Raw genomic sequence first — 12,890 nt, 5'->3', positions numbered from 1 at the left:
CCGCTGCGTGTGGTGGATCAGGCGCACCCCACGCAGCGATCTCCTGCAGCGCTGAGGTCAGCCATCGCCTAGCCTTCTCCTCGTGGCGACCCGGAGCTCTCTTGCCGCCTTCATCGCGGCCATGGTCGCCTTCGCGACGGCTGGTTGTACCGGATCGGTGGAGGCGAAACACACTCAGGAGAGCACATCGGACGACGCGCGCGTGACGGCGACTCCTCGAGCCTTGGCGGCGTCCGTGCTGTCACACCTCGAGCCGGAAGACGTCGCTGACGTGCGCGGGAGTGTGGACGACTCCGGCCTGCGGGCCTCGATCACCACCCACGACACGGCGGTGGAGTCGATCTTCGTCCAGGTGAGTCATCCCTTTCCTGGAAGCGACTCCTGCGGCAACGACTCTGGGTTCGAGCAGGTCGCCTGCGCCGAGGGCGCGGAGTTCAGCGAGATCGTCGTCAGCGACCGAGTCCGGCCCCACTCCCCCACCTACATCGCGCGAGCACAGTCCGAGACGAGGGGCCACGTGTTGATCGAGGTGTGGGGAGGACCGGGACCTGAGGTCGAGCAGCTCGTCCGAACGCTCGTCGACGATCAGCTGATCGGCTTCACGACGTCTCCAGAGCTGATCGCGGAAGGGGACGCGATCTCAGAGTTCGATGATCTGGAGATCGTCACGGAGCTGAAGATGCTCTCCTGAGCGGGCGCAACAAGGTGCCCTCGTCGGGCATGTCGCCCTCCACCGAAGAGCCAGCCAGGTCCTAGCTGGGACGTTTCAGTCGTTCCCCGCGGTCGTCTCACCGAGCGCGTGAGCGAGGCGGGTGACGACCTCGCTCACAGCGAAGTCCCAACCAGTCAACCGCGACCCACTCCAGTTGATGCCGACCCGAAACCCACCTCGATCGAGGTCGGGCAACTCCACGCTGCGCCAGTGGTCCAGAGGCATCGACAATGCCCGAAACTGCGAACCCCACAGCGTCGCGGCCCGCCGCGCCCGCGCTTCACTCGACCAGTACGGGAACGCGCGCTGCCCGGACTCGGAGATTGGCGCTGGACTGCCGTCCTCGTCCCGCACCCACCAGACCAGGTTGGTCCGAGCCACATCACGGAAGAAGGCCGCCGCTTGGGCGCCGCTTGTGCTCATGCCGGCAGTCTGCCTGAGACCGACCACCGGCTCCTGCCGCGACCTGCACGGACGCGGTGAGCCTCGGTTTCTAGGGGGACCGGGAGACCGATGCCGCTGAGGCCAAGTCCTCGATGCGCGATCGGACACCGGAAAGGGCTGTCGAGTAGTCGGAGAGCCACACGTCTGCCCGGGCCCAGTCAGCCACGCTATCGATGACCCACTCGCCCGCCTCGTTCCCGGACTCCCCGGCCGCCTGCTGCAGGAAGTACAGCAGGTCCTGGCACGCCGCAAGAGCAGACACGAGCCAGCGCTCGTCCCGAGTACGGGCGCAGCGGAGTCCGAACTGAAGAACGTTCAGAAGGTCTGATCGCCAAGACTCAGGCACGTCGAGGTCGACACCGACCAGCTCGTCGCGGTCTCTCACCCGCAGCTCCAGATCGCGGGCGTCATCATCAGTGCCTACTACCTGCCACGTCTCCGCTACCAGTTGCTTCACCTCGGAAGCGGCACGTCGACCTATCGGCGAAGTGTCTAACGAAAGAACCGGCTCCAGGGCCCAAGCGAGCCCCGTGCAAAATGTCAGACGTCGCGCTTCCGGGATCGTTGCACTGACAACGGCGAGGTCCACGTCGGGATTCTCGTCCGCTCCCTCCGTCCGCGCCAGTCGTCGTTGGCACGGATAGCATCGGCCCGTGCGGATGAGGGGCTTACCGGGCGGTCCCCGGTGGCGGCGGGGTCGCGTCGTCGGCTTCGTCACGGGCGGTGAGCCGGCGGAGGGCTGCGACTCGGTGGCGCTGTTGGTCGCAGGTGACGCAGTCTCAGACCTGGAGTCACGGGCGGCGATGCTCGGTGTCTGGCATCCGCACCTGTGGCCGCAGGGGACTCCGTCCCGCGCAGAGGCCGATCGAGCATTGGACGATCCACGAGGCTTCATCTGGCGCATCGGCGCCGAGCGCTCCTGGCAGTCGTCAGCGTCCTGGCCCGCCACCATGTAGGACCGCGCAGTGCACTCGACGTGCCCGCTCCTATCGCGGTCCCCGCGGTCATGCCGATTACCGCACCTATCTCCCAGGTGTCGAACTGCTCAGACCCGCGGACTACAGGGTGGACGAGCGAACGACGTAGCGGCCCGGAGACACCACGACGGGGCATGATCACCTGTGTGGGTGGCGCGCGCCGGTTGCTGTCGATGACCAGAGAATGGCCCTGGGGTCTCGCGGTGCTCGGCGATCCTGGTTCCGTCGAGGGACTACCGACGACGCTCGACCAGAACGGGATCGCGGCCGGCCGCTCGGTGGTTGCCGTGGGCATCCAGCACGCCGTCGACGGTGAGGCGATCGCAGAGGTGTGGGTCGACTACGCAGATGAGGACATGGTGTGCATCCACGACGACGAGTTCGTGGCTGCCAGTGGCACCCTGATCCTGTCGGACGCTGGCAACGAGGAGCAGCGCGCAACCGGGATCGCCACAGGACCACTCCGACTCAGGGTCCTCGTCGACGAACCCGGTTCCCCCGGTCGGGTCGTGTTCGTCTTGGGCGAGCCGGGGTCTCGGTGACGCCGTCGCGGGCGGACCGGGCCGCATCGGCCCCGAACCGCGCGGTGATGCCGAAAGACGGATCTTCGCACGACACTGGTCAGGTGACTCAACGGCCAACCGACGATGCAGAGAGGGCCGTGCCCTGCGTACGGTGCCGATGTCGACCACGGCACTGAGCCGACCGACACGTCTCGGATTGTCTGCTACTGCGGAAACCCGCGCTTCTACGACTACAAGCACGCCGAAGGCACCTGCCCCTGCCAGGACTGATCGATCGCACGTGCCGGAAACGCGAGAACCGGCAGGTCAGAGGCGACCTGCCGGTTCTTGCTTGCTGGTGGAGGTGAGGGGATTCGAACCCCTGACCTTCTCATTGCGAATGGCTTTCCGGGCCTTGACGGGTCGGATTCACGCCTACAGAGCAGGCGAATCAACGCATGAAACCGCACGGATTGCACCCGCGGGGTACGCCGGGGGTAAGCGCCTTCGCCCGATCAGCTCGCCGAGGGTGGATCCTGTAGCCGGGTCAGCCTCACCGTCAGGCTGGCACCGCGATCAGCGCATCTCCTCGGCCTCAAAGACCCGAGACTGATCCGGGCGACCGCGCCGACGCAAACGGAGTTGGCCAGCGATGACACTCCCTCTTGGCCACCATTCCCGTCAGCTCGGCGGCAGAAGTGGGATCCCCACAACAAAGAAGACCATGGTGGCCAAGACCATCACGCCGACGACAACGCCGACTGCGCGAGCAGACCGTTCGCTCATGACGCACGCTCCGACGATTCGGCCCCATGCTCGGCGAGAACAGCTCTCGACCTCCACCTCCGAGCGCAATCCCGATGATTCAACGTCGTGCTCATGCTGCATCGACCGCGCCCAACTTCACGATGTGACACCCACGGGTGACCTGTCCGCTCATCGAGCGACGATGCACGAACTGGCCTGGCTGCCGACTCAACGGGATTGCATCACACCTGCGGTCGCTGTCCGGTCGAAGAGGACGTGAACCACAAGGAGACGATGAGACCGGCACGCCAGCGCACCCGCGCGGGCGGCCCGTCGGGCGCACTGACGACGCCATCAGCAGGCCCCGAGAGCCACGGGGACATCGAGAAGTCTGTCGTTCGCCGGCGGTCCAAGAACCGGCGCGCTGGGGCCCTACTCTCGACGGTCGGCTTGAAGCTCGGGATGGCAATCAGCGGGGCGCTGTTCATCGCGTTCCTGCTTGCCCACATGTACGGCAACCTCAAGGCGTTCAACGGCCACAGCGCGTACAACTCCTACGCCGAGCACATTCGAGAGATCGGCGAACCCCTGGTCCCCTACGGCGGACTGTTGTGGCTGCTGCGCATCGGCCTCGCGTTGGCACTCGTGGTCCACGTCAGCGCAGCTGTCGCACTGTGGCGTCGCGCCCAGCGGGCCCGTCCCGTCGCCTATGTGCATCGGCCCCGTCGCACGTCAACTCTCTCGTCTCGCACGATGCGGTGGGGCGGCGTCAGCATCTTAATCTTTCTCGTCTGGCACCTTGCGAACTTCACGATCGGCAAGGTCAATGTGACAGGTGGTACGACGGACGACCCCTACGTCCTCCTCGTGGACACCTTTCGGACCTGGTGGCTGACGCTGATCTACCTGCTTGCTCTCGCGGCTCTTGCCATGCACCTCTGGCACGGGACGTGGTCGGCGGCTCAAACCTTGGGTCTGACCAACACCGGTCGGGCGCGCTTCGTCGCTCAACTCATCGCGGCGGCAAACGCGACGGTCGTCGTTGGTGGCTTCTCCCTCTCGCCGATCTTCATCATGGTTGGCGTCATCCGATGAGCGGGCGCGCCGCCGTAGCGAACGGGTGATCAGAAGACGTCGCCGTGGTGCTCGGCGTCCTCAGCGTTGCGTACGCCGGCCACCGCTGCACGAAGGGCTTGAAGGCGGACCTCATAGGCGTCACGAATGGGCTCGTCCGCCCCAGCAGGATCCGAGCTGACCTCGACCTCAGCCAACTCAGCGTCGATATCTTCTTCAATGCGGGCCAGCGAGGTCTGGTCCGCATTTGTTTCGTCCTTCATCACCTCTCCCATCTGCTCGACCGCCACCCGGTCGCCCGTAGCCGGTCAGGCGAGTGACCTCGCCTGAGTAGCCGACCGAACAGCGTCGTCACCTGTGACATCAGGCTGCGATGACATGGCTCACAGTGGACGGCACTTGTAGACGACGCTCAGTGCCAAGATCACTCTGCGAGAACAGATGCGATGTCCCGACGAGATCGAATGCCGAGCTTCGTGAATACCTTTCGAAGGTGAAATTCGACGGTGTGCGCGCTGATGAACATCTGGCCACCAATCTCGGGGTTGGTCAGGCCCGCTGCAGCTAGCTTCGCGATCTGCAGCTCCCGGACCGTCAGTGGCACGCCCGTGGCCGCTACCCTGCCGCCGTCCCTCGTCGAGACTCCCACCGCGGCGAGCCCATGTCGAGCGCGTTCCGCGAACCCAGACGCACCCATCTGACTCATGGCGGCGTGGGCGTGCAGCAGGCGGATGCGTGCGTCCGTACGGCGGCCCTGACGCCGTAGCCACTCGCCGTACGACAGGTGTGCACGTGCGGCCAGCATGCGCACCTCCGTACGCTCCATCTCTGAGACCGCCGCGGCGTAATGCTCATCGGCTCTCGTGGCGTCTTGGCTCATCATGGCGCTCACGAGATGAGAGGTTCCTCGGGCCCAAGCAGTCCCACTGTGATGGGTCACCTCCAAGAGGTGCGCCGCGGCACCCGTCGCATCCTCGAGTCTGCCCAGTCGAGTTGCTGCTTCGACCAACTCGAACATCGACCACGTGGACAATCCCATCTCGCCGGGGTTGGCCACGCCCCGTCGCGCAGCGGCAAAGGCACGATCGAAATCACCCATGCCGTTGTACAGGACAGCCGCGGCCCACGCCGTCGCTGTCGAGACCTTGCCTTCTCCGTCGAGACGGACGTCGTGGGTCACCGCGTCGATGACCGAACGTGTCTCGCTTTCGTCTCCCCGCCACGGCGCTGTGACTAGGGCGCCGTAGTTTGCGAAGAAGGAACTCCCCGTGACCTCCCCCAGCGTCACCGACTGCTGGACCAAAGCCTCCGCAGTGCCGAGGTCTCCAGCAAAGATGCGGTTGGAGAGCCGTAGCAGCAACGCCGACGGAAGAACGGCGAGCGCCCCTGCCTCGTTTGCCACGTCAAGGAGCTCTCGCGACAGTGACGACCATGCCTCGAAATTCCAAGAGTCGTGGGCCATCCGACATGCCAAGGGGTACCAGCCAAGCTTCTGGTCGACAGTGAGGCCGCCACGTTGGTGACCATCCAGGCCTTGACGTAGGAAACTCACCCCATCGCCGTACCCCTTGACGACGACGCGAGCCAAACCCTCGAGCATCGAGGTCGCACCCGGAGGCCCGTCGATCGCTGGCATGGCCAGAATAGCCGAGGCGACGTCGCGCAGCCCGGCGTCACCACCGATGGTTCCGGCGGTCAGCGCAGCATGAATCGCATCGCGGTAGGTCTCGGTGGCGAGGGCGGCGTCCGAACGTTCTAGCCGCTTCGCCGCTGCCAGGAGAGTTGGCAGTCCGGTAGCTGCGCTTTGCGAAGCGAAAAGGATCCGTCCCCTCACCAGATCCGCCTGGGCGCGGTCATGATCAGACAATGGTTCGAGTTGGATGCCGTCGAGCAAGTCGATCGCTTCGTCGTATTCGCCCGCTTGGCTCTTCGCCTGAGCAGCGGACAAGGCACGCGAGCCACGGCGCCGTGGATCTGGCGTGAGCTCAGCCGCCCTCTTGAGGAATGCGGCAGCGGCAGCGACACCTCCCCTGCTTCGGGCCCGGGTGGACGCCTGTTCCAGCGCTGCGGCCACCGTCTCGTCAGGCCCCGGCGCGGCATTCGATAGGTGCCACACTCGACGATCGGGATCGAGGTCAGGGTCCGTCGCGTCAGCGAGGGCCCGGTGGACGAGTTGGTGCTCCTGCTGACTGCCAGACCGGAGCGCCGCCGAGCGAACCAGCGGATGTCGAAACCGGATCAACATGCGGGTCGAGACGAGGTCCGCTTGTTGTGCCTCTGCGCTCGCCTCGTCGAGGTCGACATCGATCGCCTGTGCTGCGCGGCGGAGCAGCGCCGTGTCACCGACCGGCTCCGCAGCAGCGAGAAGCATCATGAGTCGCGCATCCGAGGAGAGGGCTTCCAGCCGACGCTGGAACTCGTTCTCCAGCTGGCTGGCCAGAGGGATCTCGGCAGAGCGAGGAGACGAATCCAGATTGCTGACCAGTCCGCGCGGCAACTCCAGGAGGGCGAGCGGATTGCCCCTTGCTTCAGCGAGCACGCGTTCGCGCACCTGGGGGTCCATGCGTCCTGGAGCCGAGGAGGCCAGGAGCGTTCGCGAGTCCCGATCGTTCAACCCACCAATCTCCAACCGCGGCAGGTCCTGCAGGGGATGCCCGTCCACTGGCTCACGCATCGCGAAAAGGATCAGCAGCCCTTCGGCCAGCACTCGTCGAGCGACGAAAGCCAGCGTCTGTGCCGAGACTTGGTCCAGCCACTGCGCGTCGTCGATCAGGCAGACGAGCGGACCGTCATCAGTGGCCGTTGCGAGAAGGTTCAAGACAGCGAGGCCGATCAGGAATCGGTCGGGCGGGTCGCCGGAGCTGAGGCCGAACGCCACCTCGAGCGCGATCCGCTGTGGAGCAGGCAGTGTCCGATATCGGTCAGAGAAGGGCGCACAGAGCTGATGGAGACCTCCGAAGGCCAGCTCGGACTCTGCCTCCGACGCCGTCATCCGCGCGACGCGACAATCAGAGGCCTGCACACCGACATACTCCAAGAGGCTGGTCTTGCCTATACCCGCCTCGCCGTGCAGAACCAGCACGGAGCTACGCCCCGCGCGGGCATCGGACAACAACTTGTCGAGGTCGGCGCGTTCCGCTCGTCGACCAATGAGGCTGCCGGGCTCCGGGCTCAGGGGCTTGGTGCCGCCGGTACCAAGCCGGTCCGCGTCACAACCTGAACGCAAGCCGTTCAGCGCAGTAGGCCCTCGGTCGGTCATGCCGCGCTCGAAATCGCGCCGCTGGCCGCACGGGACCGGGATTCAGGTTCCGTCCGACTCAATTGGTCGAACAGCTGTTGCTCGAGTCCTGCAAAGTTGCCGAACCGGGCTGCTACGAGGAAGGCGGTCACCAGGCGAGCATGCCTGTCGGGATCAACGTCGCGCCTCTGCCCGCCTCCGATGCGGACCTGGGCTCGCCGTATCAGCTGTCGCACGTTGACCAGGCTGGTTCCCAGGAGGTCGGCGAGGTCACCGTATTCGTAGTCGAAGCTCTTGCGCAGAACGTATGCCGCCAGCTCCGCCGGCGTGAGCCTCGACATCAACAGTTCAAGTGACTCCTCGACGGCGCTGCGCTGCCTGAGCTGCCACTCCATGTCGTCCCCGACCTTCAGCTGACCCTCCATCGGTGAGTCACACGGACGCTCGTGCCGCTGCCGCGCCGATTGGATCACGTTGATCGCGAGACGGGTGGTCGCCGTGGTCAGGAATGCTGCCGGGTTGCTGATGACCGTCCGGTCGGTCCGCTGCCATCGCATCCAGGCCTCCTGCACCACGTCCTCTGCCTCGGCAACGTCTCTCGTCACCCGCAACGCAATGCTGAACAGACCAGGCCGCACTGCCATGAAGGATTCCAACGCCTCGCGCAACTCAGCGGCGCTGGCGTCCCCGAAAGGTGATTCGTCCAAGTTCGGTGCAGACATCGGGTGCTCCTTGATAGATCCAGCGACGCCCAAGAGGGCTTGGATCCACCTTCTGTTCCATCGCCTGCGACTCGCGCCCCGCAAGTCCGTAGTTGCCACCGTGGTCTCAATGGCCTGGACCCCCTGGGGCCGCGGGGTCGCTGACCGGTCGCCCCGAGACTCGACCGACTGCACCCTGCACCCGCTTCCCGCGTGCCCTCAGCCGTGGGATCCAACGGCTGCAGCGACGTCCGCCGGACCAGGGTCGAGCCGTCCTCTGCGCGACGATGCTCGGCGAGTGCCGCTGCCATCGTCCGGCGATTGAGGCGCCTGCCCGGTGACGCCACCAGCCGACAGGCTCGAAAGCCCTGCTCCGAGCATTGATGGAAGCTCTCGGCGCGAGCCGATGCCCAGTTTCGTGTACACCTTTCGGAGATGCCACTCCACGGTGTGCGTACTGATGAACAACTCCGCGCCGATTTGCGGGTTCGTCATTCCCGATCCTGCAAGAGACGCGATTCGCAGCTCCTGGGGAGTCAGAAAGCTTATAGGCGACATGTCGCGGACCTGCACGTGCTCGCCTGTCGCTTCCAGTTCGCGTTTGGCTCGTTCTGCAAAGGCTCGTGCGCCCATCCTGTCGAACATCTCGTAGGCAATCCGCAACTGCTCCCGGGCGCGGGCCCGCCGGCGAGATCTGCGGAGGTGTTCGCCGAACAGGAGGTGGGTCCGAGCCACCTCCACCATGACTTGATCGCGCGTAAGTTCGTCGATGGCGATCTCGTACAACTCGTCTGCTCGCAGCTCCTCGACAAGGGCGCGGCTGCGCGCGCCGATTCCTCGCGCCCAGCCCGAGTTGGCTGCGTCCGTCAGCTCGGCGAGGCGGGCGAGCGACGCCCGTGCCTGTTCCATCTCACCGCAGCGGACAGCAGCTTCGACGTGTTCCACGAGGGAGAGGCCGGTGAAGTTGAACCCGTCGTGCTCGATACCGATGCGAGCAGATTGGAGAGCCAGCTTGTACTGCGCCAAGCCGTTGTAGAGCACTCCTTGCACGTAGCCGGTCACACCGAGGAGAGACACCTCTCCGCGTTGTGCCGCGTTCGTTTGGGCCTCACGCACGATGCGGGCCGCCGCGTCTTCGTCGCCCTTCCAAGCTGTGAGGACCAGTGCCGCGTAGATGTGAGGAGCATTTCCGGTCGCGAGGGCCAATGTGTCAGCTTCATCGATCATCCGTGCCGCTGCCGCGAAATCGCCGCGATGGATCTGCACCCCGCCGGCATAGATGAGGGCAGGAGGAAGTACGCCGAGGGCACCCGCATCGCGCGCCAGACGTACGGCGCGGGAGGCGAGCGCATCCCAGGTCGGAAGATCCCAGCCGTAGTGGATGAACGACTCGAGCGCAACCGGCACCAGCAGCAGCCAACGCAACGTCTCTTCACGCGTGGTGAGGCTCTCGCTCAGGAAGGGTTCGCGGGATCTCTGCAGAACTGGAACTCCCACCCGCGGACCGTCAGACAGGAGGGAAGATATGCCGTCGAGCAACAGGTCAGCCGGCTTCGACCCGGAGGACGGCGCGCCAGAATCCCGTGCGGCGACGGCCGCAGCACGTGCCCCCGACGGCCCGTGCACTCGTCCGGCGAACACGGTCGCGCTGATTGCCTCGAGGTAGGTCTCACGGGCCGAGTGGGACGAAACTGCCGCAAACTGTGATGCTGCTTCGAGGAGCAACGGCGCTGCTTCGTCGCTCCGGCTGCGCGTGAACAGCACGCGAGCACGCAGGCGTGCCAGGCGAGCGCTGTCGAGAGGACTCAGCGGACACATGTCCGCCAGCGCAGCCAAGTCCGTGGCACTCTGAGGCGCTGCCGCGGAGAAGTGTGCCTCCGCCGCCGCCAGAGCACGGCGGCCGCGAGCCCAGGGCTCAGGTGTGAGCTCAGCCGCACGCTCGAGAAGTGCGGCCTCGGCAGCCATGCCACCTCGCTGCCGTGCACGCTCAGCAGCGTGCTCCAACCCGGCAGCCGCCTCTTCGTCCCACCCGTCAGCTGCTTGGGCAGCGTGCCACGCGCGGCGGTCCGGGTCGAGGACAGGGTCGGTTGCTTGCGCCAGCGCGCGATGGGCGGCGCGGCGCTCCGCCGGGCTGGCTTGATGGTAGACCGCGGACCGAGCTAGTGGATGACGGAACCGAACGAAGTCGCCGAGCTCGATCAGGCCCGCCGCCCGCGCGGGCGCAGCGTCCAGCGGAACCTTCATCGCCTCAGCCGCCCGAACAAGCAACCGCGGGTCGCCCACTGGCTCCGCTGCGGCGATCAACAGCAGCGTCCTCGTCTCCGATGGGAGGGCTTCCATCCGTCGGACGAAGTCACGCTCGACACGGGCAGAAACGGATCCCTGGGCCTGGCCACGCGAGCTCGGGTCGAGACCGTAGGCGAGTTCTGCGGCGTTGCGACCGCGGGTGAACTCCAGCAGTGCGAGGGGATTGCCCGACGCTTCCGCGACCAGACGGTCCCGCACCTGCGGGTCCAGCCGGCCCCCGACTGAGGCCTCCACCAGCGCTCCGGCCGCGCCGGGGTCGAGGCCGTCGATGCGCAAGGCCGGTAACGCCGAAAACGCCGCGCCTCCGTCAGGGTCCCGGACCGCGAACACCATCCCCACAGACTCGGCGAGGAGGCGCCGTGCAACGAATTCCAACGTTTGTTTGGACACCTGATCGAGCCACTGGGCATCGTCGATGATCGCCAGAACCGGCCCGGACTCCGATGCCCGCGTCAGAAGGCTCAACACCGCCAGTCCTACGAGAAACCGATCTGGCGGTTCGCCCGCCGCGATGCCGAACGCAACCCTGAGGGCGTCGCGTTGAGGTGCCGGGATCTCGTCGACGTCTGAGAGGAACGAGGCACACAACTGGTGGACACCGGCATACGCCAGCTCCATGTCAGCTTGGACACCACTCGCCCGAACGAGTGTCATCCCGGCAGCGACGGATGTCGCGTACTCCAGGAGTGCAGTCTTTCCGACACCCGCCGGCCCACGCAGCACCTTGACCGCGGACCTGCCGTCCTTCAGGTCGGCTAGAAGAGCATCCAAGTCCGCACTTTCATCCTGCCGTCCGAAGAACAACGGCGACGGGCTGGCGCGCACCGGGCACCTCCTCGCGGATGATCAGCGTGCCCCGACCCGCTCGGCGACCGCTTCGTCACAACGCTAGCCCGAAAAAGCAGAAACTGCGACATTTCTTAGCGCAGTTTACGCCAGCGGTCAGGCCCGCGAGAGCGGGAGGTCGCGAGCGGAGTCGCTCCGACAAGCGCTACCCGGGCCCCGGCACCCGCCTGCGAGGATTGATCGCAGCATCCGCAGTCGCCGCGGCCACCGCGACCAGCGACACGAGAAAGATGGCGCAGGTCATTCCCAGGTGGGACGAGCCAACCACGGCAGCGCCGAGCACAACCCCGACGAAGACGGTCATCAGCGGGGCCCACCGGCTCCTTGTCTGAGGAACTCGCAGCAGTTCCACTGTGGCGATGACGACACCCACTGGCACCGCCACGGACGCGACGGCGACGTTCGCAGCAATCGCTTCGCCATGGGCTGCTCCGGCAGACACAACGACCTCGAGACCCGCACCAAGTGCGGCCAGCCCGACGAACGGCAGGTAGTACCCGTATCCCCAGATGAACGACCAGTGGCGTCTTTCCTGAAGCCCCTCCCCTGCCGACGCCGCGAAGCACAGCGACCACAACGCGGCAATGATCACCAGGCTGCAGCCTGAGACGCCCGCCAAGCTGGCGTCCCCCGTGCGGTCTATGACAGGCACCACGGCGTTCGTCGCCGCGAAGACGCTTTCGCCTAGCAAGATGATCGTGAACAGTGAGTACCGCTCGGCGATGTGGTGCGGGTGCCAGTTCGTAGGCCCCGCCCGCTCTGCCCAAGCTGGGACGAGCATTTCCAGAACAACGAGTGCGCAGAACGTCCAGAGCGCACCATCGCCCGTAGCCAACCGCGTCAACCAGAGCACTTCCAGAGCGGCGATGCCGACGGCATAGCGAAGTGCCGTAGAACGGCCTTCGGCGTGTTGCACGGCAGCTCTCAACCACAGGCTGAGCAGGCCGACTCGCATGATGACGTACCCGAAGGAAACAGCCGCGTAGTCTCCATCGAACGCGTGCCCCACCCCTGCCGCGAGAACGAGGACCCCGCCGATCTGGAAGAAGACCGCCAAACGGTAGGGGAGATCGTCGGTGTCGTAGGCCGACGCGAACCAGGTGAAGTTCATCCAGGCCCACCAAATAGCGAAGAACACCATCAGGAAAGGGAGCACGGCCGAGAGTCCATGCCCACCGAGCGTCGCGTGCGCGAGCTCGCCCGCCGCCTGTCCGACGGCGACGACGAATGTCAGGTCGAACAGCAACTCAAGCGGCGTGGTCGTCCGGTTGGGTTCGTCAACGGCCCGCGCGCGCATCGGGCGGTGGATCGCAGTTGCCTTGTTGGACACACTTCTCCTCT

10 protein-coding genes are annotated in these 12,890 nt (G+C 65.8%); 3 read left to right on the top strand and 7 right to left on the bottom strand.

Going from position 1 to position 12,890, the window contains the following annotated elements:
• Window positions 1–82: 82 nt before the first annotated feature.
• The gene (locus JOD66_RS18225; RefSeq protein WP_204838245.1) at window positions 83–691 is read left to right on the top strand and encodes a hypothetical protein; all 609 of its coding nucleotides are present in this window, start codon (window positions 83–85) and stop codon (window positions 689–691) included.
• A 75-nt stretch (window positions 692–766) separates the two neighbouring features.
• On the opposite strand, the gene JOD66_RS18220 is transcribed toward JOD66_RS18225, so the two are convergent.
• Together JOD66_RS18220 and JOD66_RS18215 are read right to left on the bottom strand one after the other, a co-directional pair.
• Window positions 767–1,135: a DUF2750 domain-containing protein gene (locus tag JOD66_RS18220; RefSeq protein ID WP_204838244.1), complete on the bottom strand. Its 369-nt coding sequence runs from the start codon at window positions 1,133–1,135 to the stop codon at window positions 767–769.
• A gap of 70 nt (window positions 1,136–1,205) precedes the next feature.
• Window positions 1,206–1,745, bottom strand: a complete 540-nt coding sequence (locus JOD66_RS18215; protein WP_204838243.1) for a hypothetical protein — start codon at window positions 1,743–1,745, stop codon at window positions 1,206–1,208.
• Between the two features lie 522 nt (window positions 1,746–2,267).
• On the opposite strand from JOD66_RS18215, the gene JOD66_RS18210 reads away from it, so the two are divergent.
• Complete coding sequence (locus tag JOD66_RS18210; RefSeq protein WP_204838242.1) at window positions 2,268–2,675, top strand: hypothetical protein; 408 nt, start codon at window positions 2,268–2,270, stop codon at window positions 2,673–2,675.
• A gap of 984 nt (window positions 2,676–3,659) precedes the next feature.
• Entirely contained in the window at window positions 3,660–4,478 is an 819-nt protein-coding gene (locus JOD66_RS18205) for a succinate dehydrogenase cytochrome b subunit (RefSeq protein ID WP_307823599.1), read from the top strand.
• Window positions 4,479–4,507: 29 nt separating this feature from the next.
• On the opposite strand, the gene JOD66_RS18200 is transcribed toward JOD66_RS18205, so the two are convergent.
• From JOD66_RS18200 to JOD66_RS18180, 5 genes are all read right to left on the bottom strand, one after another.
• A complete protein-coding gene (locus tag JOD66_RS18200) occupies window positions 4,508–4,747 on the bottom strand; it encodes a hypothetical protein (protein WP_204838241.1) in 240 nt (79 codons plus the stop codon).
• A 134-nt stretch (window positions 4,748–4,881) separates the two neighbouring features.
• Window positions 4,882–7,716, bottom strand: a complete 2,835-nt coding sequence (locus JOD66_RS18195; protein ID WP_204838240.1) for a helix-turn-helix transcriptional regulator — start codon at window positions 7,714–7,716, stop codon at window positions 4,882–4,884.
• Window positions 7,713–8,417, bottom strand: a complete 705-nt coding sequence (locus JOD66_RS18190; RefSeq protein WP_204838239.1) for a sigma factor — start codon at window positions 8,415–8,417, stop codon at window positions 7,713–7,715. The genes JOD66_RS18195 and JOD66_RS18190 overlap by 4 nt, the downstream gene beginning before the upstream one ends.
• A 198-nt stretch (window positions 8,418–8,615) precedes the next feature.
• Window positions 8,616–11,528, bottom strand: a complete 2,913-nt coding sequence (locus JOD66_RS18185; RefSeq protein ID WP_204838238.1) for a helix-turn-helix transcriptional regulator — start codon at window positions 11,526–11,528, stop codon at window positions 8,616–8,618.
• 166 nt (window positions 11,529–11,694) lie between these two features.
• Window positions 11,695–12,879: a low temperature requirement protein A gene (locus JOD66_RS18180; RefSeq protein WP_204838237.1), complete on the bottom strand. Its 1,185-nt coding sequence runs from the start codon at window positions 12,877–12,879 to the stop codon at window positions 11,695–11,697.
• Window positions 12,880–12,890 lie beyond the last annotated feature (11 nt).

It is taken from the genome of Nocardioides nitrophenolicus (assembly GCF_016907515.1).
Lineage (GTDB): Bacteria > Actinomycetota > Actinomycetes > Propionibacteriales > Nocardioidaceae > Nocardioides > Nocardioides nitrophenolicus.
Note: the sequence above shows the minus strand (reverse complement) of the source record. Positions and strands in the feature narration are given on the sequence as shown.

Excerpts from the sequence above, each read along its gene's own strand:
- JOD66_RS18210 (WP_204838242.1), top strand. The coding sequence starts at position 2,268 with ATGATCACCTGTGTGGGTGGCGCGCGCCGGTTGCTGTCGATGACCAGA.
- JOD66_RS18195 (WP_204838240.1), bottom strand. The coding sequence starts at position 7,716 with ATGACCGACCGAGGGCCTACTGCGCTGAACGGCTTGCGTTCAGGTTGT.
- JOD66_RS18220 (WP_204838244.1), bottom strand. The coding sequence starts at position 1,135 with ATGAGCACAAGCGGCGCCCAAGCGGCGGCCTTCTTCCGTGATGTGGCT.
- JOD66_RS18190 (WP_204838239.1), bottom strand. The coding sequence starts at position 8,417 with ATGTCTGCACCGAACTTGGACGAATCACCTTTCGGGGACGCCAGCGCC.